The following is a 24977-nucleotide window of genomic DNA, read 5'->3' as shown; positions in this document are numbered from 1 at the left end:
TCTGTAAGAAACTACAATAACCATGCTCTCCCCTCCTGCTTAGCCTGAGCGCGGTTCGCACCTCGATAGATCGAGCAGAACCAAATTGGTCATGTTATCTTCGAAAGGAACAACCAATGGCTGGACAAACAAACCTATGGAGCGGCACACTTCAGGCTAATGCGGAACAGGGCGTGAATACGGGCCTCACCCTCAACACGCGAGACCCCAACATCACGATCACCGTCACGGGGACGACGAAGTTCGGGAGCGGCTTTCCGGAAGTCGGGCCCGAAGGCGATCCGAATTACACGAACCCGAAGGTCATTCTACCCAGCGCGAACGAAGGTGCGTGTCTGATGAAGATCGGTGACCATCTCGTGAAGGTCGGCGCGGGGCTAACAGATTGGACGATCCGATACGATGGCGAACTCACGTTCCTCTATAACGATGTTCCGGGCGACTACGCCGACAACACCGGCGCGTACAACATCAACGTGACGAGGGAGCAGAACGGCAAGAACGATGGTGGCCATTATGATGTAATCCTGAACTATATAACGGGGGACAATACGACTTGGACCGCTCGTTGGGTCGGGAATAACTTTCTCCATACACCGGCAGGACCCAATCCCGGCGGAACCGAGCATCAGGACACGATCATCATTTATAAGACGTGGGACGACAGTTTCTGGCAGGCAAACTGGGACTCCGCCACGAATAAATTCCATCATGTGCCGCTGCCGACCGCCAACCCGCCAGGCCGCGTTGAGCATGAGGACGTCATCCTGAACTACAAAACTTGGGACAGTAGCCGATGGACGGCCGTGCGTGATGGCGACGGTTTCTACCATACGCCCGCGAAGTAGGGACGACGCCCGCCTAAACCAGTCGGGGGACACCCCTTCGACTGCCGAGCCCGATCACCGGGCTCGGCATTTTTGATAATGGATGTCCGGTTCACGGTCCTCAGAATTGCATCGGGTAGTTCGTCCAGTCTCGGTCTCCAGCATCACTGCAACTCGCATGCCCTGTAGGAAACTACAATACCACTTTCTCCTCTACTGCTTAGCCTTGGCGGCAGGTGCGGATCTCGGAATATCGAGGGAGACGTGCCGAATGGCCGCGTTACTTCGAAAGGAATAGTCAATGGCTGAGCAATCCATCTGGTCCGGGAAACTGGACGCCAGCTCGGAACCGGGCGTGAAAACAGGCGTCACCCTCAATACGCGAGATCCCAAGATCACGATCGCCGTCACGGGGTCGGCAAAATATGCGCAGGACAAATCGGATTTCGGTCCGGTGGGTGATCCGAGCTATCAAAATCCCAACACGCTGCTACCCAGTGCAAATGTCGGTGCCGTCCTCATGAAGGTCGGCAGTGGTCCTTACAGGTTTGTGGGCAACGGATTGTCCGATTGGACAATCCGGGAGGACGGCGAGCTCACATTCTTCTACAATGACTGGCCGGGCAAATATGGAGACAATTCCGGCTCGTTCAATATCACAGTTACCAGAGAAATAGCCGAACCGGTAGCGGATACGCTCAAATACGGGGACAAGGTGCACCTGCTCAACGGTTATACGAATTGGACCGGCGGCTATCTTGATGTTTACGGTACTGCAGATACTGCAGGTGCCAAGTACAATGTCATAACGGCGACCGTGTCCGATCGGGACAGCGGTAGTGGTACTTGGCTGGTCGAATCGGCCAGTGGCGTGGCGGACGGGACCGACGTCCGCAGCGGCGACCTTATTCAGCTCAGGAATCTCTACGGCAATGACGGCGGATATCTGGATATTAATGGGTCCGCTAGTTCTCCGGAGTTGTACAACGTCTATACCGCCGAAAAAAGCGAACAATCCGAGAATACTCTAAATTGGGTTGTGTTTTCCGGTGTGTCCGGATCCAACGTGAATATTGGATCTGTGGTTCATCTGCTTAGCCAATACACTAATGGAAACGGTGGTTTCCTCGATGTCTGCTGGGGTTTCGCGGGGGCCAACGCGAAGTACGGTGTCTATACAACCGAATCCCAAGATCGAGATGAGGGGAGTGGAAGCTGGAAGTTTTTGAGGGCGAATGCATAACCGCTCCGATCGGCCAGTAAGGAGCGCGCAGGCGCGGAGCTTACACTGATCTTCCTTCCAACTGGCTTTACCGGCAGACGGTCTCCCGGGGCTTGCGTCCTGACCTCGACGGGCTGGGCATATCTCATCCTACTCCTGCCGGGCCCAAATAAACGGGCCCGGCTTTTTGCTGATTTGCAACTTTCCCCGCCACCGGTGCGAACACTCCGTTCCATGCAACCTGTAAGAAACTACAATACCGTTTCCTCTCCTCTTGCTTAGCCTTGGCAGCAGGTGCGGATCTCGGAATATCGAGGGAGACGTGCCGAATTGGTCAAATCGTTTTCGAAAGGAATAACCTATGGCGGAGCAGCAAAAATCCGTACTGTGGACCGGCACGCTCGAGGCGACGGCGGAACAGGGCGTGAAAACCGGCCTTGCCCTCAATACCCGCGATCCCAATATCACGATCACCGTCAAAGGATCGGCAAAAAACGGGCCGGCCGCTCCTGAAGAAGGTCCTGAGGGAGACCCCAACAACAAGGATCCAAAGGCGCTTCTGCCCGGAACGAATATCGGTGCGGTTCTGATGCAGGTTGGAGGCGGACAGGCTGGCGGAGGCCCTCTCACGCCCATCGGCAAAGGACTGTCCGACTGGAAAATACGATACGACGGCGACCTCGCATTCTTCTACAACGATGTGCCGGGTGAGTATGGCAACAATTCCGGCTCGTTCGACATCGCGGTCCTGAGACAACTCAAATGGACCGGCACGCTTCCGGCGAATGCGGCGGACGGCGTGAAAACAGGCATTGTCGTCAATACGAGAACGGACAAGATTTCGATCTCCGTAACGGGGACAACAAATTTTGGAGGCGGCTACCCGGACTGCGGTCCTGAGGGGGTCCCGAATTATACAGACCCCAATGCGCTTCTGCTCAGCGCAAATAACGGTGCGTGTCTGATGAAGATCGGCACCGGCCCTTACAGGCTCGTCGGCACGGGAATTTCCGATTGGCCAGTGGCCGAAGACGGCGAAATCGTGTTCTTCTACAACGATGGGAAGAATGTGTTTTCCGACAATACCGGCTCATATGCGATAACGCTCACGGTAAACTGAATGCCGATCGATGCGCCGGTTTCATGATCGGCCGATGGAATTCCAAGGGCTTTGGTCTTGCCCCGGCGATCAGACAAAATCATCCTGCCGAGCCCGTTTCCTGGGCTCGGCACATTCGCTGAACAGGATTTCCGCAGCGATTAAACGTCGATCTCCCTGATCAGATCGAGAGGGCCGGTCAGAGCCGTTCGCGGTTGGACAAGCTCGGGCCGGATCAGGTGGATTTCGACGGCGGGGCGCGGCTCCTCCATGATCTCGAAAGCCTTGGCGAGCATACGTTCGATATCCTGCCTGATCATGAGAACGGGGAAGGGGAGGAATGAACCGAATGGGTCATAATCGTAGCAGCCGACGACGATATCGGCGAAAGTCTCATGCGGATGCTGCGCCAGGAAGCGCAGGAGGCCTTCGAAATTGATCGAGGAATTGATGAAAAGACCACGCGGCAATCGGCCCTCGCGTTCATAAAACGCCTCGAATGCCTTTTGCGACATATCAGGTGAATAGCCTGTCGGCTGGATGCATTGGTCCGGATCGGCGCCGAGCCGCTGTTTCTGGGCATCGCGGAATCCCCTTATGCGCTCGTGGCTGGCATGATCGTTGCGCCCGCCGAACAGGTAGATCTGGTCGGGTTTGACGGGGCCGGTCGCGGAAAGACGCTGAATGATCGCCTCCGTCAGCATCCGAGCACCCTCGTAATTATCACTGATCACGGAAGGCGCCTTTGTTCCGGGCAAGTCGATATTGATGTGTCGAATGCCGGCCGCCTCGCAGAGCAAGTGAATGCCGTCCGGGTCGGTTGCGCCGGCGATGAACAGTTCATCAATGGAATAGGAAATCAGCGTTTCGACCGTCGCGCGTTCCTCCCGCGGATCGCGGCATGCACTGACGACAATGGGGCATTTCCCATGGCTGCGGACCTCTGCCTCGAAAGTCTGCGCCATGGAGGAGAAATAGCGGTTGTCGTGCACCGGGAGCAGCAGGCCGACAAGACCGGAGCGGGAGTTCCGAAGCCCCCTTGCCTGCAGATTGGCCGTGTATCGATGCTGTTCGGCAAGTCTTTGAATGAGTTCGGCCGTGCTTTGCTTGATGCGACGCTTCCGCCAGGTGCCGTTCAGGACCGCGCTGACGGTGGAGGGAGAACATCCCGACAGTACCGAGAGATCGTAGATCGTCGCCTTCTTCTTGCCCTGATGTCTCATGCCCCTGTCTCCTGAAACTCCCTTAGTGCCAATCCGCTCTTGACGAAAGTTTAATTCTACCTGATATTGATTGCACCATCGATTGTGCAAAAGCGAAATATCGATTGTGCATGACATGTGCCGCTTGAGGAGGCGGCGAATTGGAGGATGCGAATTCCGCGTCAACTCGATGCATCATGAGAGACCGCGACAAGCGGCTCACGTCTCTGCATGGAGGCGTTTGGGAGGAGGAAGAAATATGAAAAAGCTTCTGATAGCCGTGCTTGCCGCGTCGCTATCGCTCGGCGCCTCGTTTGCGGCGCTCGCTGCCGACGCCGGAAAGGTCGGCATCGTCGTCAAGATCGGTGGTATCCCGTGGTTCAACGCCATGGATGCCGGCATTAAGGAGCAGGGCGAAAAGCTCGGCGTCGATGCCTTCATGGTCGGACCGACCAGCGCCGATCCGGCGCTCCAGGTTCGCGCGATCGAGGATCTCATCGCTCAGGGCGTCAAGGTCATCGGCGTCGTGCCGAACGATGCCAAGGTGCTTGAGCCGGTGCTAAACAAGGCCAAGCAGCAGGGCATCATCATTATCACCCATGAATCGCCGGGTCAGAAGGGTGCTGACTGGGATTTCGAGCTGGCCTCGTCCACCGGCTTTGGGGAAGCCCATGCCAAGCTGCTGGCGGAAAAGATGGGCGGCAAAGGCGAATATGCGGTCTTTGTCGGCTCGCTGACGGTGCCGCTGCACAATGCCTGGGCCGATGCTGCCATCGCTTACCTCAGGGAAAATCACCCCGACATGAAGCTGGTCGGCGATCGATACGGCGTGGCCGAAGATGTCGACAAGAGCCGCAGCACGGCGCTCGACCTGATCTCGGCTCATCCCGATCTCAAGGGCTTTCTCGCTTTCGGCAGCCAGGGGCCGATCGGCGCCGGTCGCGCCATCGAGGAGCGGCGCAAGGTCGGCAAGATCTTCGTCCTTGGTCCCTTCTCGCCCGGACAGGGCCAGAAACTCCTGATGAACGATGCCATTTCAGGCGGTTTCATGTGGAATCCGAAGCAAGCCGGTGAGGTTTTCGTCACGCTTTCGGACAAGCTGATGAAGGGCGAAGAGATTAAGGACGGTGACGAGATCGAAGGGCTGGGCAAGGTCCAGCCCGATTTCGAAAACCGCAACATCATCGTCGATCAGCTTGTGCCGATCAACAAGGACACGGTCGCCGATCTCGCAGCCATGGGGCTCTGACCATCAGAGCATCCTCCCCGCCGCCGGGCTGGTTTCGGCTGGTCCGGCGGTGCCCCGACTTCATGGATTGCTGCCGATGACCGAATTGGCGAAGAGTAGCCAAGCACCATTGCTCTCCCTGCGCAATATCAACATGACCTTTGGCGGCATCAGGGCGCTGAAGGATGTCAGCTTCGAAGTCATGCCCGGTGAGGTGCATTGCCTTGCCGGTGAAAACGGATCCGGCAAGAGCACCCTGATCAAGATCGTCACCGGCGTCTATCGGCCGGAGCCGGGCGCGGCGATCGAATATGACGGGCAGACCTATTCGCATATGTCGCCAGTGACGGCGCAGGCCGCCGGCATCCAGGTCATATGGCAGGATCTTGCGCTATTCCCCGAAATGTCGGTGGCTGAGAACATCGCCTTCCAGACCGTGCTCGGCCGCTGGCCGCGCGTCATCAGTTACAGCCGCATGCACGAAATAGCGGTCAAAGCGCTGGCGCGGCTGGGCGTCAGCCTCGATGTCGACAGGCCCTTGAAGGACTATCAGATCGCTCAACGTCAGATCGTGGCGATCGCTCGCGCGCTCATCGGTGACGCCAAGCTGATCTTCATGGATGAGCCGACGGCATCGCTGACGCAATCGGAAACCGATCATCTTATGGATATCGTCAGAACCCTTTCCGCATCCGGCGTTGCGGTCGTTTTCGTCAGCCATCGTCTTGCCGAAGTGCTCGAGATATCGGACCGGCTGACGGTGCTGCGGGATGGAGCCCTTGTCGGTGTTTATCCGGCCGCCGGCATGACGCAGTCGCGGATCACCGAACTGATGACCGGTAGGACATTCGAATACGACGTCCGCTCGCGCGAGGTCAGCGCCAATCCGGTCGTTCTGGAGGTGGAGAAGCTCTCACGGCCCGGGCTATTCGAGGATATCTCCTTCACGCTCCGGGGTGGCGAGACGCTGGGGATAACCGGCCTGCTTGGCTCGGGCCGCACGGAACTGGCACTTTCACTGTTCGGCATGCTGAAACCGCGCTCCGGCACAATCAGGCTTGAGGGCAAGCCGGTGCGATTTTCTTCCAATCGCGCCGCCATAGCGGCAGGTATTGCCTATCTCTCGGAGGACCGACTATCTCTCGGCCTCATCCAGCCGCAGTCGATCGCTGATAATCTGGTGATCGCCTCGCTCGACCGGGTCACCTCCGGCGGCTTCCTTTCCGATGACCGAAAGCGCGCGCTTGTTGCCCAATGGATCGCCGATCTCGGCATCAGGATCGGGCGGCAGGATGATGCGATTTCGACGCTTTCCGGCGGCAACCAGCAGCGTGTCGCCATCGCCAAATGGCTGGCAACGAACCCGAAACTGCTCATCCTGGATGCACCGACCGTCGGCGTCGATGTCGGCGCCCGGGCAGGCATTTTCGAGATCATTGCGAAACTGGCCGACAGCGGTTTGGCGATCATCCTGATCTCGGACGAAGTGCCGGAAGTCTATTTCCACGCGGATCGCGTGTTGCACATGGCCGAAGGGCGGATCGTCAATCGCTTCACGCCGCGCGATTGCACCCTCGCCGATATCGAGGCGGCGGTCTATGCGTAGAATAATCCAGTCCCATGCGACGGAGTTCGCGCTGCTGGCGGTGATCGCCGTCATCAGCTTTGTCCTTTCCGTTGCCACCAACACATTCTTCACTGTCGGCAACGCGTTCGATCTGCTCAATTCGAGCGCCGTCAACATCATCTTCGCCGTCGGGCTCCTGGTGGTGCTGATCGCCGGCGGCATTGATATCTCCTTCGCCGTCGCCGCCTCCGTCGTTCAGTATGTCACGGCGATCCTGCTCGGCTGGATGGGCGGTGGTGGATGGCTGAGCGGTCTTCTGATCGCCGGCGGGGCAGGGGTGCTCCTGGGCGCATTCAACGCCTTCCTGATCCATAAATTCCGGATCATCTCCATCGTCGCGACCATCGCCACCTTCAACATCTATTTCGGCCTGCTGATGTTCTTCACGCGCGGCGTGTCGATCTACAATCTGCCGGACTGGCTGACCGATCGCGTCATCCTCTATGAGCGCGAAATGGCCGACGGGAGCTGGATCGAGATCACCCTACCGGTGCTCGTCATGGTGATCTGCGTCATAGCCACCTGGATCTTCATCACCCGGACGACGACTGGCCGCCAGCTTTACGCATTTGGCGACAATCCGGAAGGGGCGCGCCGCTTCGGCATCAATATTGGGGCAATGCAGTTCATCGCCTTCGGTTGGCTCGGCCTGATGGCCGGCATCGGTGGGTTGATCCAGGCGCATTATGCGCAGGAGGTGGTGCCGAATGCGCTTTATGGCCGCGAGCTGGATGTGCTTGCCGCCGTGGTGCTGGGTGGTGCGCGGCTTGGCGGTGGCCGGGGTTCGGTGCTCGGCTGCGTGCTCGGCGTCTTGCTGATCTCCATCACCCAGAACGGGCTCAATCTGGCCGGTGTCTCGCCCTTCGCCTTCAAGATGATCATCGGCGCCATCATCCTCGTCGCCATCACCCTGTCGAATACAAGATTGGAGAGACTCCTGCCCTTCATGCGCCAGCAAGGAAGCCGCGGATGATGAGGCTTGTCGACCGCGTAAGGGCATTTCTGGGGCCGGAGATGGCAGGGCCGGGCTTTGCTCTCCTTGCCGTCATCGTGTTCTTTAGTCTGGTTTCCCCGCAGTTTCTCAGCCGCGCCACTTTCGGTTCGGTCGCCTTTCAACTGCCGGAACTGGGGCTATTGACCCTTGCCATGCTCCTGCCGATCCTGACGGGCGGCCTGAATCTCGCCATCACCTTCACCGCCAACATCGCCGGCCTGACGGCGGCCTGGGTCCTGAAGAGCAATGGCGGCGCGGACGCCGGACCGCTCGCCTTCCTCATCGGTTGCCTGCTCGCGATTGGCGCGGGCGCGGCAAGCGGCCTGGTGATGGGTTTGGTTATCGCCTATACGCGCGCCCATCCGATCCTCGTATCGCTGTCGATGATGATGTTCCTGCGCGGGCTCGGCGAGTTCCTGACGCGGGGCGGGGATATTTCCGGCTTTCCGGTCTTCATCCAGCCCCTCGGCCATGGCAGCATTCTGGGCCTTCCGGTTCCTCTGCTGATCTTCATCTTCTGCGTGTTGATCTGGCACGTGCTCTTGTCGCGGACGCAACTCGGTTTTAACACCTATATGATCGGCTCGAACATCGAGGCGACCCGTTATTCCGGTATCAATACGCGCCGCGTCATCGTTCTGGTCTATACGCTTTCCGGCGTCATGTGCGCGATCGCCGGCATTATCATGCTGGCGCGGTTCAACTCGGTTCGCGTCGGTCATGGCGAATCCTATCTGCTGATCACAGTGCTCGCCTGCTTCCTGGGCGGCATCAATCCGTTCGGCGGCTTTGGCCGCGTCATCCCGGTCTTCGTCGCGCTTATCGTCCTGCAGCTTCTGTCTTCCGGCCTCAACCTGATGGGCGCCAACCAGCATCTGGCAACGGCGGTCTGGGGCATTCTTCTCGTCGCGGTGATGATCCTGCGTTTCGCGGCTACGCGTTTTCAATTTTTCAAACGGAAAGAAGGATAATCCGATGGAAGGCTTTGGCGTTCACACCAGCATGTGGACCATGAACTGGGATCGCGCCGGCGCCGAGAAGGCGATCGCGGCGGCGGTCAAATACGAGATGGATTTCATCGAGATCGCCCTCCTCAACGCACCCGCCGTCGACGCCGCGCATACGCGCGCGCTTCTCGAAAGGCACAAGCTGCGCGCGGTCTGCTCGCTCGGCCTGCCGGAGCGCGCCTGGGCGTCGGTACGTCCCGGCGCGGCAATCGACTATCTGAAGGTCGCCATCGACAAGACGTCGGAGATGGGCGCCGAGGCACTGTCGGGCGTCATCTTTGGCGGCATCGGCGAGCGCACGGGCGTTCCACCGACCCAAGCCGAATATGACAATATCGCCCATGTGCTGCAGGCGGCCGCCAAGCACGCCAAGCCACTTGGCATCGAGCTCGGTGTCGAGGCGGTGAACCGCTACGAGAACCACCTGATCAACACCGCCCGCCAGGCTGTGGAGATGATCGAGCAGGTCGGCGCCGACAACATCTTCGTCCATCTTGACACCTATCACATGAACATCGAGGAGAAGGGGGCGGCCAACGGCATTCTCGATGCCCGAGATCACCTCAAATACATCCACCTTTCGGAAAGTGATCGCGGCACGCCGGGCTACGGTAATTGCCCGTGGGATGCGATCTATGCCGCGCTCGCAGCCATCGGCTTCAGAGGCGGGCTCGCCATGGAGAGTTTCATCAACATGCCGCCGGAAGTCGCCTATGGTCTCGCCGTCTGGCGGCCGGTCGCCAGGGACGAAGCCGAGGTGATGGGCAACGGCCTGCCCTTCCTGCGCAACAAGGCGCGGCAGTACGGGCTGATCTGATTTGCCTAAAGCCGCAACCCGGCTTCATCGAACAAGTGAAGGTCCTTGGCATCAAATGTCAGCCGGATGTCTTCACCGGATGAAAGGGCATGCTGGCCGGCAAGTACCGCAAGCAGCGGTTCGCCTGTCGATGCACGGGCGTGGATGACCGTTTCCGAGCCAAGCCCCTCGACAAGATCAACTTTGGCGCTGATGCCCGGCTGATCAGGTCCGGCCAGACGGATATGCTGCGGACGAACCCCGACGGCAATTGCCTGTTGGACCATGCCATCGTCGGCCGGGCGGGGGACCGTCAGCGTTTCTTCGCCAAGCACGGTCACGGTCGTGCCTTCGCGGCCAATGGCAGCAATGCTGCCCGACAGGAAATTCATGCTCGGTGCACCGATGAAGCCGGCGACGAACCGGTTGGCAGGCGTATTGTAAAGTTCGAGCGGTGTTCCGACCTGTTCAATTTGCCCCTTACGCAGGACGACGATGCGATTTGCGAGCGTCATCGCCTCGATCTGATCATGGGTGACGTAGATCATTGTCGTCTCCAAACGCTTGTGCAGTGCCGAGAGCTCGGCGCGCATGGAGATGCGCAACTCGGCATCGAGGTTGGACAGAGGCTCGTCCAGAAGAAAGGCGGTTGGGTTGCGGACGATCGCTCGGCCGATGGCGACACGCTGGCGCTGACCGCCAGAGAGCTGTCCGGGCCGGCGATCGAGATATTCGCCGATTTCCAGCATGCGGGCTGCCTCGGCAATACGGCTTTCGATCTCGGCCTTCGGCATTCGGGCATTCTCCAGCCCGAAGGCAAGGTTCTGCCTGACGCTCATATGCGGATAAAGCGCGTAGGACTGGAAGACCATGGCGAGACCGCGGTCGGCCGCCGGCACATCGTTGACGTGCTTGCCGTCAATATGGATGTCGCCGCTCGTCGGTTTGTCGAGACCAGCGATCTGACGCAGCAGGGTCGATTTCCCGCAGCCGGACGGGCCGACGAAGACGATGAATTCGCCATCCCTGATGTCGAGGTCGATGCCGTGCAGGACTTTGACAGCGCCAAAGGACTTGGTGACTTTCTCAAGTGTGATCCGGCCCATGCGGCACCCCCTACTTCAGACCCGACGTGGCGATCCCGCGAGCGATGAATTTCTGCAAAAAAACGAAGACGAGAATGACGGGGATCATGGTGACAACCGTCATCGCCAGAATGTACTGCCACTGCACATTGAGCTGGCCGGCATAGACGTTGAGACCGACCTGGAGCGTGTAGAGCGACGAGCGGCTGAGCACGATTAGTGGCCAGAGGAAGTCGTTCCAGCGCCAGACGACGGAGAAGATTGCGAGGACCGCCAGCGCTGGTGCTGCGAGCGGCAGGACGATGCGCCAATAGATTTGCCATTCCGATGCCTTGTCCATGCGGGCGGCATCGATCAGTTCGTCGGGGATGGTGAGCATGTATTGGCGCAGCAGGAACACCCCGGTCGGCGTTGCGACCGTCGGCAGGATGACGCCCCAGAGATTGTTGAAGAGCCCGAGGGCCGAGACGACCGAATAGAGCGGCACCATGATGACGCCGAGCGGCACCATCAATGTTCCCACGATGATGATCAGGATCAGGTTCTGGCCGCGGAACTTGTATTTAGACAGCGCGAAAGCGGCCATCGAATTGATCGCCAGCGTGATGATGGTCGCCATCACGGTGACAAAGACCGAGTTCCAGAGATAGCGCAGGAAATCGAACTGAAGGAACGGTTCCGTATAGTTGGACGTCGCGAACTCCAGCATATCCACCGGCTTGCGGTCGTTGATATTGATCTTGTGGACCGTTTCCGGATTCTTCGGATCGATCATCTGGGCGATGACGCCAATGCGCCGTTTTTCGGCCAGATTGACGCTGGTTCCGTCCGGCAGCTTTACCTCATAGAGTGGCAACGCCTTGTCGAAACCTTCTACGCGGACCTCCTGTGTTACATAGGGCAGAATCGTCGGCGGAAATTTGGAAAGGGCGGCTGGCGACTTGAAGGAGGAAAGGGTCAGCCAGACGGCTGGGCCGAACATGACGATCAGTCCACCGATCAGCCATACCCAGGTGGCGATGTCGGTCCAGTGCCAGCCCTCGCCACCACGCCGGCGGGTGATGAATTGCCAGACTGTCGACATCAGCGTTCTCCCTTTTTCTCTTTGCGGCGGGAGGCCGCCATCTGCATGAGGGTGAGCACCACCAAAACGGCGCCCATCAGGATCGATGCGGCCGCGGCAAGCCCGGGGTTCCTGAGCTCCGAGGCAAAACCCGTCTCGTAGATGTACTGGATCAGGTACATGGTGCTGGTGCCTGGCCCGCCATGGGTCAGCACGAAGACTTCGTCAAAGACCTGCACGGCGCGGATAAGCGCCAGCACCAGAACCACGACAAGGTTCGGCATCAGGAGCGGCAGCGTGATTCGCCGGAAGACGCGGGAACGGGATGTGCCGTCCATTTGAGCGGCCTCGTAGAGGTCCTTCGGGATTGCCTGCAAACCGGCAAGCAGGATCAGTGTGTAGAAGCCCATATGTGCCCAGACGGATACGCCGATGGTTGCTGCGAAGGCGGTGGTACGATCGGTCAGCCAGTTGAATGGCTCCGAGCCGAAGGCCTCATAGAGGATGAAATTCAAAAGGCCCTGGCGGTCGAGGATCCAGCGCCAGATGAGACCGACGACGACCGGCGACAGCAGAACCGGGAAGAAGAAGACAGCGCGCCAGAAACTGCGGCCGACAATCTCGCGATTGAGGATGATGGCGGTGATGAGCGAGACCAATATCATCAGCGCCACCTGGATGACGACGAACCATGCCGTGTTGCCTGCCGCAATCCAGAAGCCGTCCTGTATACAGCTGTTCGGATCGAGATAATCGGTGCAGGAGAATATCTGGCGATATTGGTCAAGGCCGACATACCGGCGCTGATCGAGGAATATCTGCGCTCCGCCCGTCATCGAATAGACGAAATTGATGACGAAGGGGATCAGCACGAAGATCGTGAAGACGGCCATATTGGGCAGCAGGAAGAATGCCGCCATGCCTGTTCGGCCTGCAACCTTCTGCAGTCCTCGAAGGGGGATATCGATGATCCCCATGATACGCTCGACAGCAGCCAACACCAGCGAGCCGGCAGTGCTTCGGAATCCTTTTCGATTGTCAGCCATTCACACCATCTCCGATGCCGGCGCGCGTGGCGCGCCGGCGGAACCGGCTTACTGCGCTTCTTTGACCTTATCGGCGATATCCTGGTCGATACGCTTATAGGCTTCATCAAGGGAAAGTTCGCCCGCCATTACCTGGCCGACACGGCTTACAAGCGCGCCATAATAGGTGTCCGACCACTTCCAGCCCGGAAGCTCCTGGGCCTCTGGCGCAGTCGTCGAGGTGGCTTTGACGAAGATCTTCAACGCGTCCTTGGCCAATTGGCTGTCGGTCTTGAAATCGAGATCGCCGGCAAGGACTTCCTTGTTTGCCGGCAGGAATAGCGTCCGTTCGGAGAATTCCTTCGCGACGGGCGAGGAGGCGAGGTAATCCATCACCTTGGCCACGTCCTCCGGGTTTTTGGTTGCCTTCATCGCGACAAGTCCGGCGCCCCCCGGCATGCCGGTGCAGGCGGCGGGGCCGCACGGGCTGCCCGTCGCAACCCAGTCGAACGCATCGCCGATCTTGGTCATGAAGTTCGGGATCTGCCAGGAGCCGGCATAGTAGAACGCCACCTGCGCATTGATGAAATCGTCGGCAGCCGGACGATAGGTCGTGCCGGCGGCCGAAACCCAGACGTCCTTCTCGGCAATGCCGTCTTTCGTCCAGCCGACCAGATCCGAGATGAACTTCTTGGCCCCGTCGTCGAGCGGCGCCGGCGTACCGTCGGCACCGATATAATTGGCGCCATAGGAGATCGCCGGACCGGTGATGCGGTGGCCGGAGCGATCAATCGCGAACGGGTAGGGGATCTGCTGGCTGTCAGCCACTTTCTTGGCGGCCATGACCCAATCCTCCCAGATCGCACCTTCGCCCGGAAGCGGGACGCCGGCCTGCTCGAACAGCGTCTTGTTGGCGAAGCCGCCGGTCAGGGTGATCTGCGTCATGAAGCCCGGAATGATATCCGACCCGTCGGGACGCATCCAGTCGAGCTGGTCGCCATAATTCTTCTTCCAGAAATCGACGTCCTTCAGATATGGCGTCAGGTCGAGCCAATATTGCGAGAGCGACTTCAGATTGGTGACACGGGCGATATCCGGACCGTGACCGGCCGCGAGTTGGACCGGCAGTTGCTCCTTGATGGTCGAATACGCCACCTCGTCGACGGTGACGTGAATATCCGGATTTTCCTTCTCGAACCGCTTGATCAGGTCCTTGAAGACCTCTCCTTCGACGCCATCCGAATACCACATGATGCGGACATCGCCGGCCCACGTTGCCGTCGTTGAAAACAGCACCAGACCGGCTGCCGCGAGAATTGTCCTGCTACTCATCATCGTCTCCTCCTTCGATGAACGGTCGATCCGTCAGTTGTATTCGGCGGTGCCCTCCCAGATAGCCGCCTTATTCTTCCGTCACCCGGAACCGAGCGGACCTGGTGGAAGCTGCTTAACCATGCCTTCGACGCTCCACTCGGCTGGATCCAGCACTTTACCCTCGGCGGTGATGCGGCCATCCGCATGGAAGACGACAGGACCATACTCCGGGTCATTCATGACGAACCCGTCGTTCTCGCCCGGCGAAAGAGAGAGGTCTGCGAAACTGTTGGCAAGGGTATCTTCCGAACCGTCCCGTTTGGCATCGCCCAGCCGGATGATCCATGTCGCCTTGCGTCCCGGCAGTCTGATCTCGTTGCCGGTTGTCGGCCCCTCGCCAACCAGTTCGAAGGGTGCGCTGCCTTTCAGCAGCAGCAGACCGTTTCCGGATCGCGCCACTGCCGTTTCGCCCGAGATTATCGAGGCGTCAAAAACCTGCCGCGGGAACCAGGCGTGGGTGAAATCGGGCTGTTCCGGCGCGCATTCGAAGATCATTACCGCGAGGCCGCGATAGTGCCAGAGGCGCGGCAGACTGCCCGACCCGCCCCAGTAGGACGGACGTCCATAGCCTGAATGGATCGTCTCGCCCGGATGGTTGATCCAGACCTGCGCATCGGGATTGTCGCCGAGCCGGATGTGCAGGACCGTTTCCTGATAGCCCCATTCGTTCCAGCGGTAATGTGCCGCCGTGCCGATCGAATAGGCCTGCGTCTTGTAATGGTAGAGACGGGCCATACGGTCCTGCCCCTGGGCGAAGCACCATTCCTGCGCCTGGTCAGTCCGCCAATCGGCGACAGCTGCAAGCTCTGACGGGATATGCAGTCCTCGATCGCGCAGGCAAAGCGCCATTTGCGGCAGTGCGTGAACCCGTCGGCCATAATTGCCGGTTCCCCAGATGAGGCGGGCGATGCCGGAAAGCTCCAGCGAGCCGGCGGCTCGCAGGGTGTGTTCATAAGAACGTCCCTGCGCCCCGGTCAGGATACCGTGATGGGCGGAACGGGCAATGATCGTGATAAGCCGGCGGATGGCGTTGCGGGCGCGTTCACGGACATCTGCATCCGGGGCCAACACGAAGAGCGCTGTCAGCCCCTTGAGATCGATCGGGAAATAGGGCGCGGAATTGAATTCGGCCATCTCCCATTTCCCGAAGTGATCGAGCCAGGCGCGAACACGGGAGAGGCCGACAGCTGATTGCTCGCGACCAGTCCGCCCCGAACGCTTGAACCGCGCCTCCGGCAGAAGCGCGCCGGCGAGATAAGCGGCGGTGTGGAACAGGAGCGCGTGGTTTTCGGAAAAATACCACTGTACGTCGTTACCCGGTTCATCCATCCAGTAGCGATAGGACAGGATTGCCTCGTCAATATCAGCGACCACTGCCGGCGCGATATTGGACTCATAAACGATCCGGCACCACAAAAGCGGTACCAGCGCGAAGTCGGCGCAGTCATGACAATCCACGATGGTCGGCAGCGTATCGGCGATCATCCGGTCGGTTTCCGGGCCAAACCGGCCGGAGCCGAGACGGGCAAGCGCCGTCACATTGTCGGGTTCGCCATGGACCGAAATCTCATCCAGCGTTTCGCGGATGCGGTCGGCAATGTTGGCAGCCGCCTTACCCTGCCGTTCGGTGTGACAGATTTCGACGCCGAAAACGCGTGATGCGGTAAAGCCGCCGATCGACAAATCAACATGGAAATGCCGGAAATCTGAGGGCAGCGTATCCGTCTCGCCAACAATAATGCGGGTTTTGCCCGCCTGCAGGTCGCGTACGATCTTCATCGGTTCTTCGCGCGACATGAAATCGCCGGCGATCGTGACCTCCGCCCTGGCATCCACGGAAAGCGCGGCAGACGTCACAAGCGCCACCTCGCCCGATCGATAAACCGGCCGTTCGAAATGCATCTTGTCGAGAGCAGCTTCGATCTCAGCCGCCATCTTGGCTCGAACAGGCACCGGCAGCGCCTGCTCTGCTTTCGGGCCTGACACATAATCGAGTTGGAAGAAGTAGCGCGCGTCACGCTCGGCGAGATCATCGAAGAAGATCGTGATCTCGTTTTCGCCGGCCTGCAACTCGACAGAAAATTCCTTTTCGGCTTCCAGATTGCGGACATAATCGGCCATCCAGCCGATTTCCGCTCCGTTGACGAAAAGCACTGCTCCGCCGCAGGTGCCGAGCCTCAGCGTTGCCGATCTGGCTTCCTTGACCGTAATCATCGTCCGCGCCCAGGTGCTGATCACAATCGGGCGGAACCAGAAGCCGGAGAGATCGACACGCGGGGAGGCGAAGGGCAGCCAGAAACGCGACAGGCTGAAAGCCCCTGTAACGTGTGGGCGCTTGCCGCGCCGCTCGGCAGCGAAAGCGGTGCGGCAGGGATATTCGTGCGGAATGAAGTTCTTGTGCTTGGTCAGGAAGAAGAAGGGATCCATTTCCCCCTTCATGGGTTGGTCCGGCACGTCATAGCGCTCTTCATCAGTGGCGCCGAGCTGCCAATAGGTCAGCGGCATGCCTTCGCCGAGCGGGCGGCGGAGATAGTCGATATCAGCAGCAGGGGTCACAGCCATATTCATCTCAAATCCGCCACGGGAACGGGGGCAACATCGGTATAGGCCTGATTTTCGCCGGTCATGCCCCAGACGAAGGCATACGGCCCGGTGCCGGCGCCCATATGGATCGACCATGCGGGGGAGAGCACCACGTCGCCATTCGCCACGATGAGATTGCGCGTCTCGTCCGGACGGCCCATCAGATGGATGACGCGGTCGGCCTCCGCGAGATCGAAATAGCAGTAGGCTTCCATGCGCCGCTCATGGAGATGTGGCGGCATGGTGTTCCAGACGCTGCCGGGGGCGAGATCGGTGATCCCCATCAACAGCAGGCAAGAGGGGGCGACCTCCGGGTGGATGTACATCCGCAAGCGGCGTTTGTTCGACCGGCTGTCCTCGCCAAGATCGAGCGGCTTGGCTTCGTCCCTGGTGATCAGGCGGTGCGGGATATCGCGGCCAGCGGGCACGGAGTTCAAGTAGAAGCGGGCCGGTTTGGCCGGGTCATCACTTGCAAGCGTAATCTTCTCCGCACCGCGGCCGATATAGAGGATATCGCGATTGGCAAGGGCGAATTCCTGCCCGTCGACGGTGATCCTGCCGGCATCTCCGAGATTGGCGATGCCCATCTCGCGCGCGGTGAAGAAGAGCGGCGTGCCGACATCCGCGCCGTCGCCGAAGCTGAGCGGCGTCTCCGCCGGGCATGCTGCACCGATGACCATGCGGTCGACATGGGTGTAGGCGAATTCGATGCGGCCCAGCGTGAAGAGCCCCTCGATCAGGAACTCCGCCCTTAGCCTCTTCGTGTCGAAGGAGGGGATGTCGTTCGGCGAGACGCCGTAAAGGATGCGCATGGTCATGCCGCCATCTCCGCTGCAATGCCGGTATGCTTCAGGCCTTCGGTCAGGCACAGGATCGCCAGCGCCTGGCCATAGCCGGTCGGCTGGATCGGGATGTCCTTGTAGAATTGCAGGTCGTGCCCCATCCGCGTGCCGTAGGAGACATTCGAGACGGTTCCTGTCTCATCGATATTGGCAAGCAGCACGTTGAGCGCACGCATGCCTGCCTCGAGGCAGCCCGCCGGACCGAGCCCGAGCCTGGCCGCCTTCAGAAGGCCATAGCCGAAACCGGCGGTCGCGGAGATTTCCTCGTAGGAGGATTGGTCATCGAGCAGTGTATGCCAGGCGCCCGACGGCGCCTGGAGTTTCAACAGAGCCTCGATCTGCGTTTCCAGGACGCCGAGAAGGAAAGTGCGGATCGGGGTGGGAATATCCGCAAGTTCGATCAGATCGAGAATGCCGAGCGTGATCCAGCAATTACCGCGGCCCCAGAGCGCCCGGGCGAAATTATGCCGGCCATCGAACGTCCAACCGTGGAACCAAAGGCCGGATTGCGGATCGGCAAGATAGCGTGTGTGCAGGAGGAACTGATGGCAGGCTTCATCGACGAGCTCCCGGCGGCCGCCGGCCTGACCGTATGAGGCGAGGAACAGCCCGACCATCACGAGCGTATCATCCCACAATTCGCGGTCGTTGATCTTGTCCGAAACGATATGCGGCAGACCGCCTTCCGGAGTGCGCGGCATTTCCGTCAGGATCCGGTTGGCCCAATCGTCCATGACGGCGGCCCAGCGCGGATCGCGGGTTTCGCGCCACAGAAGCGAGAGGGCAAGCATCGGCGCCGTGGTATTGATGTTGAGCACCGGCAGACCCTCGGCGATGCGGTCGGCATACCAGTTCTCCACCAGCGCCTTCAGCGCTTTGTCATCCGTCTGTTGCGAGAGCCGCACAAGACCGTAGAGACCGATGCCCTGCGGCCATTCCCATGAATTGAAACTGATATAATCGCCGGGCGTGCCGTCCAGATTGGGCTCGTGATACTGCCCTACATGACGCAGGCTCATCATGCCCGCGACGAGCAGTTTCAAGCGTTCACGCAAAGCGCGGCCGTCTGGCAGCATCCCGCATTTCCTCCCAATTCCAGCCGTCGATGCGCACCTCGCATTGGCCGGCAGCTTTTTGAAATTGGTGACATAGGAATTTCTATTGCGCAATCTGAAATTTTTTTGCAGTTTTCCGCCTACCGTTTTCGGAGGACAGGCGCCATGGACACGACCGGCAAGCGCGGCAAGCCCAGCCGCAAGGTCAGGCTGGATGATATTGCGGCACGCTGCGGGGTTTCGCTCAGCACCGCGTCGCGTGCGCTGGCGGGTGAAAAAGGCGTCCGGCCGGAAATCCGTGCCCGGGTCATCGAGATGGCGAAGGCGTTGAATTATTCCGTTCCGTCCTCCGTTGCTGGCAAAAAGGTGATCCTGGCGGCCAGCAGCGTCGCGATGATCGATTATGTGCGCAATCAATTCACCGCGCAGGTTCTTGAAGGGCTGCACCAGCGTGCCGAAACTCTTGGCGTGGAAATCGTCACGCAACCCGTCTCCGGTGACGCACAGGGTATCGGCGCGCTGCAGCGAGCGCTCGATGATGAAAGCGTCGCCGGATTCCTGTTCCTGACCCTTGATGACGAGGAAGTGCTGGCGCTCACCCGCGATTTTGGCAAGCCGGTCGTCCTGGTCAACGGCGATGATCCCCTGATGCGACTTTCGAGCGTCACGCCCTGCAACCGTTCCGCCGCACGCATGGGCACGGAATACCTGCAGCGCCTCGGCCATGAGCGCATCTTGTTCCTCATGCGTCGCGGCCGGCGCACCATCGAGCGGCGCTTCGAGGGTTGGCAGGACGCCATGCTGGCCCATGACGCCAAAGACTTCAGGGACCTGATCGTGGAAGTGCAGGACTGGCTGCCCGAACTTGCGGCCGATGCCATCGGCGCGCGCATCGCCGAACGTGGCCTTGATTTTTCCGCCGTGCTGACGGCGGGCGAAAGCCTCGCAGCGGGCGCGATGCTCGGCCTGCAGAAAGCTGGCTACCGCGTGCCGCAGGATGTCTCGGTGATGGGCATGGACGATCTGCCCCAGGCGGCTTTCTACGACCCGCCGCTCAGTTCGGTGCACATTCCGATGCGGGATATCGGCGCCACGGCGCTCGATCTTCTGCTTGGTGAGGTCAACAGCCATGCCGCTCCGGCGCGCCGCATCGAGCTCGCCTGTCATATCGTCGAACGCCAGTCCACGGCAGCAGCCTGACACGGCGGAACTGATGCTTGCGCGCCCGAACCTGCCGGGGTCGAAGTGCCGCCGCTTGATCATCAGGGCACCCCATAGCGGACGGAGGCGAGATCGACCGCCTTGCCGGTTACAGCGGATTCCTGCGCGGCAATGCCCATGGCAACCGCCCACCAACCGTCCTCAAGGGTGACTTCGACCGGTTGAACCCCCAATACTGCCCGCTGAAAGCGCTGGTGCTGATAGAATGTCGAGCCGTTGTGATCACCGGCGGCAAGCAATTTCGGGTCGACCGGTATCTCGACCATCTTCGGTCCCTTCGGATCGCGCGGCGAAACGATGACCTGGGCGACCGGCGGCTCTCCAAGGTGTTTCGGCCAGAAGCGGCCCGGACCTGGCACATGGCATTCGATCTTGCCGGTCGGGCCGATTGCCGAGATTTCCTCCTGATACCGTGACCCCTCGGCGAACATGCAGAGCTCCAGCATGGCTCGTGCGCCGGAAGCAAAGTCGATGATGACATAGGCATTGTCCCAGATATCGGAGCGCTCTCCGCCATAAACCTCATCAAGGTGATTCACGGATTGCCCGCCCGACGCCATGACGCGCACCGGGTCCGATCGCAGGATATGACGCATCAGATCGAAGAAATGGCAGCATTTCTCGACAAGCGTACCACCTGTTTTGCGGTTGAGGCGGTTCCAGTCGCCGATTTTTTGCAGGAAAGGAAAACGGTGCTCGCGGATCGTCAGCATGCGGATACCGCCGGTCGCCGTCTCCGCCTCATCGATCATGCTCGCAACCGGCGGCATATAGCGATATTCCATCGCCACCCAGATGGGAGCGGGGTAGGCGGCCCTGAGTGCTGCCAGCCGCAGGGTATCTTCAGGGGCGGTGAACAATGGCTTTTCCACCAGAACCGGCAGGGGACGGATTGCAGCGATTTCCTCCAGTTGCCGGAGGTGGAGATAGTTCGGGCTGGCGATCAGCAGGCAATTCACCGCCTTCACGGCCAGCAGTTCGGCGATCGATCCCGCCATGACGGCGCCGGGCGCGGCTTCGGCGGCTGCCTTGCGCATCACTGGATCGGGTTCGAGGATCGCCGCAGCGGTGGCGTCTTGCAAAAGGGCGATGTTGCGCAGGTGCTCCTGGCCCATCATCCCGCAGCCGATAATGCCGTAATTCAGCCTGGCCATATCTTCTTCCTATTTGAGGCGCGCCACGTAGCGGGCAATTTCGGGATCGAACCAGGTGCGCGAGACCTCGGCACGGGCGCCGTCCCGCGCCTGGCTTACACGCGTAACGAGCGGAACCGGTGCACCGGCAGGCTGGCCGAAGACGGGCGGCGCCCACTCCGGAACCTTGCCCAGTCCCACCTGGTCCTCCGCCCGGACGATCCACAACCCGAGCTTCTTGCGGTAATAGAGGTAGAGGGATTCCGAGAGGTCATTTATGTCCATTGCTTCGACATAGCTCCCGTCGAGCCAGATCTCCTCAAGCGCCGCCGGTTTGCCGGAAAGCCGCCGGATGCGGCGGATGCGATGCGCCTCGGTCGAACTGCCGAAGTCCGGCAGGTCCGAAGGCTTGGCGAGCCGCGCGATATCCAGAACTTCCGCCGTGGGCAGGCCGCCGCCACCAATGAGCTCCAGCCTGAACATCGCATAGACGCTCTGCGGATCGCTGATCGCGCGGACGTAGTTGCCGGAACCCTGCACGCGCTCCAGAAGCCCGCGGCTTTGCAATTCCGCCAGCGCCTTGCGCAACGTGCCGACGGCAATGCCCATCTCCGCCGCCATCTCCCGCTCCGGCGGCAGCTTTTCACCGTCAATCAGCCGGTTCGCCGCGATGTCTCGAACCAATAATTCGACGATCTGCAGATAGACCGGAAGACTTCCAGGCGGTTGATTCATATCCACTTTTCAGTGTCCGTGACCGAAGATGGAAAAATTGATACACTATTGATTTATATCAATGCCGATGTTACGCAAGAGAAAAATTGCGCTGCGAGGAGAAATCCATGACTGTCGTTCCAGTCACATCCGGCGATCTCGACGCTGCGGAAGTGTCCTGGTTTTCGGCGCTTTGCTCCGATGATTACGCCTATCTTGGCGTACCGGACGGTTCGCTGCGGTCAAGCTTCGAGCACTGCTCCTCGATTGTGAGGAAGGCCGAGGCTCTTGGCTTCAGGAATATTCTCTGCCCGTCCTCCTATCAGGTGGGCCAGGATACGCTGAGCTTCGTCGCCGGCTGTGCGCCCCTAACCGATAGTATCAATTTCCTGGCGGCGGTCCGCTGCGGTGAAATGCAGCCGATCATGTTGGCGCGCACCGTGGCGACACTCGACCATATGCTGAAAGGGCGCCTGACGCTGAATATCATCAGCTCGGATTTTCCCGGTGAAAAGGCCGACAGCGCGTTTCGCTACCAGCGCAGTCACGAGGTCGTGGAAATCCTTCGCCAGGCCTGGACCCGTGAGACGATCGATTTCGAAGGGGAAGTCTATCACTTCAAGGGCGTGCCGACCGATCCGGCGCGGCCTTATCAGCAGAATGGCGGGCCGCTTCTTTATTTCGGCGGCTATTCGCCTGATGCATTGGAACTCTGCGGCGCGCAGTGCGACGTCTATCTGATGTGGCCGGAAACCAAGGAAGAACTCGCCGGGCGCATGCGGGCCGTCAATGAAAGGGCCGCCGCGCACGGGCGCACGCTGGATTATGGTCTGCGCGTTCACATGATCGTTCGCGATACGGAAAAGGAAGCGCGTGAATATGCCGAGCATCTCGTCTCCAGGCTGGACGACGAATATGGCAAGCTGATCCGTGCTCGCGCCCACGACAGCACTTCGCTCGGTGTGGCGCATCAGGCTCGCGCCCGCGAGCTCGCGGATCAATATGGCTATGTCGAGCCGCGCCTCTGGACGGGCATCGGACGGGCCCGCTCCGGCTGTGGCGCGGCCCTTGTCGGTTCCACCGACCAGATTCTCACCGAATTGGAGGCCTATCGCAAGATGGGTATCCGCGCCTTTATCCTGTCCGGCTATCCGCATCTCGCGGAAGCCGAGCACTTCGGCACGAAAGTGCTGCCGCAGCTCAAGACCTGCTCCCTGCCGCATGTCTACGGTCGGGTGCCGGCGCAAATGCCGGCAACGCCGCTCGGCACTGGGGAGCGTCATTGATGGAACGCGTCGGAGCGGCGAGAGGCGGCGACATGTCCGGGCGGAGTGAACATCTGTTTGTCCCTGAGCCGGCCAATTTTCGAAGCTTCCGCGACGCGCTCGGAAGCTTCACGACCGGCGTTACGGTCGTGACAGCGCTGGGGCCGCATGGTCCCATGGGGATGACGGTCAACAGCTTCGCCTCCGTTTCACTGGATCCGCCGCTGGTGCTCTGGTCTCCGGCAAAAAGTTCGACCCGGCATGATCTTTTCACCGCGGCCGATTATTATGCCATTCATGTGCTGAGTGCTGATCAGAATGATCTGAGCGTCCGGTTCACCAGGGGCGGCGCCGGCTTTGCGGGGCTTGAGTGGGATTGCAACGAGGAAGGAGCGCCGGTTATTCCGGAAACGCTGGCGCGGTTCGAATGCGTCCGTTCGACGATTTACGATGCAGGCGACCATTCCATCGTCATCGGCAGGGTTTTGCGTGCGGCGCATCGGGAGGGGGAACCCTTATGCTTTTTGCGCGGCAGCTTCGGACGTTTTGCCCGCACGGTCTGAACGAGGATGCACCGTCCCGGCGTTTGCTTCACATCCTTCGGATCAAAGGCCTGACCTTGGCCTTCGATCTGATGCAGCACGGCTGAAGGTGCGGCTTTTCGCTGCCAGCGGCTGCGGACCTCAGTCTTCCTTCACGTCTGATTCTTTGTTCCGGAAGGCAGCTTCTCCGGCATCCGAAACCTCGACCCATTTGGGGTTGGGTGAGGTTTCGGCGACGTAATTATCGTGCCAGTTCCACCACTTGTACGTGGGTGTCTGGGGATAGCCCTCGGGCGAGTCTTCCCACGTTTCCTGACGGCCAAGCGGAGTGATGTCGAGGTAGCTCCAGGTGCTCCCCAATGCCTCGTCGCCGCGGTTGTTGATGAAGTAGGTGCGGAATATACGATCACCATCGCGCAGGAAGACATTATGGCCGTGCCACTCGTCAACACCGAAATCAGCGTCGAAGTGATCGGTGATTGTGTACCAGGGTATATCCCAACCCATTCGCGCCTTGAGGCGCGTGATGTCCGCTTGCGGTGCGCGCGAGACGAATGCGAGGGTAGTGTCGCGGGCATTCAGATGGGCGAGATGAGCCACCTGATCGGCCACCATGGAGCAACCGCGGCAAGCGTGATCGGGCCAGCCGAATACTCCGGGTTCGAAGAAAGCGCGATAAACGATCAGTTGACGCCGGCCCTCGAACAGGTCGAGCAGGCTCGCCGGGCCCGATGGTCCCTCGAACGTATATGTCTGCTCGACGGCCATCCACGGCATCCGCCGGCGTTCGGCGGCCAGTGCATCGCGAGCCCGCGTGTGAGCTTTTTCCTTTACGAGCAACTGCTCACGCGCAACCTCCCAGGCCTGTGGCGAAACGATTGGGGGCTTTTGCATGGCGGAATGTCCGCTTTTTCGGTCGTTTTCAGGTGAATTAGCCATAGTCACTGCACCTCCAGATTAGACGAACCTCCGGCCTTCAGGCGCTATGCCATCGCGGCCGGCCGCTCGTTGTTGGTCATGACCTAATCTGGCACCGAAGCCTTGGATGGTGAGAGTAACAAGTGTGGCGGGAT

The 24977-nt window shown here is 60.0% G+C and carries 22 protein-coding genes; 11 read left to right on the top strand and 11 right to left on the bottom strand.

What is annotated here, in order from left to right:
* Positions 1-116 precede the first annotated feature (116 nt).
* The 3 genes from ATN84_RS20505 (at position 117) to ATN84_RS20495 (ending at position 3169) form a co-directional block, all read left to right on the top strand.
* Positions 117-848, top strand: a complete 732-nt coding sequence (locus ATN84_RS20505) for a LecA/PA-IL family lectin (RefSeq protein ID WP_082766406.1) — start codon at positions 117-119, stop codon at positions 846-848.
* Between the two features lie 280 nt (positions 849-1128).
* Positions 1129-2070 carry a LecA/PA-IL family lectin gene (locus tag ATN84_RS20500; protein ID WP_068884145.1) on the top strand — a complete coding sequence of 314 codons (942 nt, stop codon included), beginning with the start codon at positions 1129-1131 and terminating at the stop codon, positions 2068-2070.
* 340 nt (positions 2071-2410) lie between these two features.
* Positions 2411-3169 (top strand): LecA/PA-IL family lectin, encoded by a 759-nt coding sequence (locus ATN84_RS20495; RefSeq protein WP_068884143.1) that lies wholly within the window; start codon positions 2411-2413, stop codon positions 3167-3169.
* A gap of 140 nt (positions 3170-3309) precedes the next feature.
* Here the strand turns inward: ATN84_RS20495 and ATN84_RS20490 are convergent, their stop codons facing one another.
* Positions 3310-4371 carry a LacI family DNA-binding transcriptional regulator gene (locus ATN84_RS20490; protein WP_068884141.1) on the bottom strand — a complete coding sequence of 354 codons (1062 nt, stop codon included), beginning with the start codon at positions 4369-4371 and terminating at the stop codon, positions 3310-3312.
* Positions 4372-4609: 238 nt separating this feature from the next.
* On the opposite strand from ATN84_RS20490, the gene ATN84_RS20485 reads away from it, so the two are divergent.
* The 5 genes from ATN84_RS20485 (at position 4610) to ATN84_RS20465 (ending at position 10023) form a co-directional block, all read left to right on the top strand.
* The gene (locus tag ATN84_RS20485; RefSeq protein ID WP_068884139.1) at positions 4610-5599 is read left to right on the top strand and encodes an autoinducer 2 ABC transporter substrate-binding protein; all 990 of its coding nucleotides are present in this window, start codon (positions 4610-4612) and stop codon (positions 5597-5599) included.
* Between the two features lie 76 nt (positions 5600-5675).
* On the top strand, positions 5676-7184 hold the full coding sequence (locus ATN84_RS20480; protein ID WP_068884137.1) for a sugar ABC transporter ATP-binding protein: 1509 nt from the start codon (positions 5676-5678) through the stop codon (positions 7182-7184).
* Positions 7177-8178 (top strand): ABC transporter permease, encoded by a 1002-nt coding sequence (locus ATN84_RS20475; protein ID WP_068884135.1) that lies wholly within the window; start codon positions 7177-7179, stop codon positions 8176-8178. The genes ATN84_RS20480 and ATN84_RS20475 overlap by 8 nt, the downstream gene beginning before the upstream one ends.
* Positions 8175-9170, top strand: a complete 996-nt coding sequence (locus tag ATN84_RS20470) for an ABC transporter permease (protein WP_068884134.1) — start codon at positions 8175-8177, stop codon at positions 9168-9170. The genes ATN84_RS20475 and ATN84_RS20470 overlap by 4 nt, the downstream gene beginning before the upstream one ends.
* 4 nt (positions 9171-9174) lie before the next feature.
* Positions 9175-10023, top strand: a complete 849-nt coding sequence (locus ATN84_RS20465) for a sugar phosphate isomerase/epimerase family protein (protein ID WP_068884133.1) — start codon at positions 9175-9177, stop codon at positions 10021-10023.
* A gap of 5 nt (positions 10024-10028) precedes the next feature.
* Here ATN84_RS20465 and ATN84_RS20460 read toward each other — a convergent pair whose 3' ends face one another.
* From ATN84_RS20460 to bglB, 7 genes are all read right to left on the bottom strand, one after another.
* Entirely contained in the window at positions 10029-11108 is a 1080-nt protein-coding gene (locus ATN84_RS20460; RefSeq protein WP_068884132.1) for an ABC transporter ATP-binding protein, read from the bottom strand.
* Positions 11109-11118: 10 nt separating this feature from the next.
* A complete protein-coding gene (locus ATN84_RS20455; protein WP_068884128.1) occupies positions 11119-12171 on the bottom strand; it encodes a carbohydrate ABC transporter permease in 1053 nt (350 codons plus the stop codon).
* Positions 12171-13196 (bottom strand): carbohydrate ABC transporter permease, encoded by a 1026-nt coding sequence (locus ATN84_RS20450; protein WP_082766405.1) that lies wholly within the window; start codon positions 13194-13196, stop codon positions 12171-12173. Before ATN84_RS20450 ends, ATN84_RS20455 begins: the two co-directional genes overlap by 1 nt.
* 48 nt (positions 13197-13244) lie before the next feature.
* A complete protein-coding gene (locus tag ATN84_RS20445) occupies positions 13245-14510 on the bottom strand; it encodes an ABC transporter substrate-binding protein (RefSeq protein WP_068884126.1) in 1266 nt (421 codons plus the stop codon).
* A gap of 78 nt (positions 14511-14588) precedes the next feature.
* Positions 14589-17117 carry a hypothetical protein gene (locus ATN84_RS20440; RefSeq protein WP_425287432.1) on the bottom strand — a complete coding sequence of 843 codons (2529 nt, stop codon included), beginning with the start codon at positions 17115-17117 and terminating at the stop codon, positions 14589-14591.
* The gene (gene kduI, locus ATN84_RS20435) at positions 17114-17950 is read right to left on the bottom strand and encodes a 5-dehydro-4-deoxy-D-glucuronate isomerase (RefSeq protein ID WP_068884123.1); all 837 of its coding nucleotides are present in this window, start codon (positions 17948-17950) and stop codon (positions 17114-17116) included. Before kduI ends, ATN84_RS20440 begins: the two co-directional genes overlap by 4 nt.
* Positions 17947-19050 (bottom strand): beta-galactosidase BglB, encoded by a 1104-nt coding sequence (gene bglB, locus ATN84_RS20430; protein WP_068884121.1) that lies wholly within the window; start codon positions 19048-19050, stop codon positions 17947-17949. The genes kduI and bglB overlap by 4 nt, the downstream gene beginning before the upstream one ends.
* Positions 19051-19194: 144 nt before the next feature.
* Here bglB and ATN84_RS20425 point away from each other — a divergent pair, with 144 nt between their 5' ends.
* On the top strand, positions 19195-20229 hold the full coding sequence (locus tag ATN84_RS20425; RefSeq protein WP_068884119.1) for a LacI family DNA-binding transcriptional regulator: 1035 nt from the start codon (positions 19195-19197) through the stop codon (positions 20227-20229).
* Positions 20230-20291: 62 nt separating this feature from the next.
* Here ATN84_RS20425 and ATN84_RS20420 read toward each other — a convergent pair whose 3' ends face one another.
* Positions 20292-21404 carry a Gfo/Idh/MocA family protein gene (locus ATN84_RS20420; protein ID WP_068884118.1) on the bottom strand — a complete coding sequence of 371 codons (1113 nt, stop codon included), beginning with the start codon at positions 21402-21404 and terminating at the stop codon, positions 20292-20294.
* A gap of 9 nt (positions 21405-21413) precedes the next feature.
* Positions 21414-22118, bottom strand: coding sequence for a GntR family transcriptional regulator (locus tag ATN84_RS20415; RefSeq protein WP_068884116.1), 705 nt, complete (start codon positions 22116-22118; stop codon positions 21414-21416).
* A gap of 107 nt (positions 22119-22225) precedes the next feature.
* Between ATN84_RS20415 and ATN84_RS20410 the strand changes: the two genes are divergently transcribed.
* Both ATN84_RS20410 and ATN84_RS20405 read left to right on the top strand, forming a co-directional pair.
* The gene (locus tag ATN84_RS20410) at positions 22226-23383 is read left to right on the top strand and encodes an LLM class flavin-dependent oxidoreductase (RefSeq protein ID WP_068884114.1); all 1158 of its coding nucleotides are present in this window, start codon (positions 22226-22228) and stop codon (positions 23381-23383) included.
* Positions 23383-23925 carry a flavin reductase family protein gene (locus ATN84_RS20405; RefSeq protein WP_244491149.1) on the top strand — a complete coding sequence of 181 codons (543 nt, stop codon included), beginning with the start codon at positions 23383-23385 and terminating at the stop codon, positions 23923-23925. The genes ATN84_RS20410 and ATN84_RS20405 overlap by 1 nt, the downstream gene beginning before the upstream one ends.
* Before the next feature lie 120 nt (positions 23926-24045).
* Here the strand turns inward: ATN84_RS20405 and ATN84_RS20400 are convergent, their stop codons facing one another.
* Complete coding sequence (locus ATN84_RS20400; protein WP_068884112.1) at positions 24046-24843, bottom strand: DUF899 domain-containing protein; 798 nt, start codon at positions 24841-24843, stop codon at positions 24046-24048.
* Between the last annotated feature and the right edge of the window lie 134 nt (positions 24844-24977).

This window comes from Paramesorhizobium deserti (assembly GCF_001558695.1).
Lineage (GTDB): Bacteria > Pseudomonadota > Alphaproteobacteria > Rhizobiales > Rhizobiaceae > Paramesorhizobium > Paramesorhizobium deserti.
This window is presented reverse-complemented; position numbering and strand designations above follow the sequence as displayed.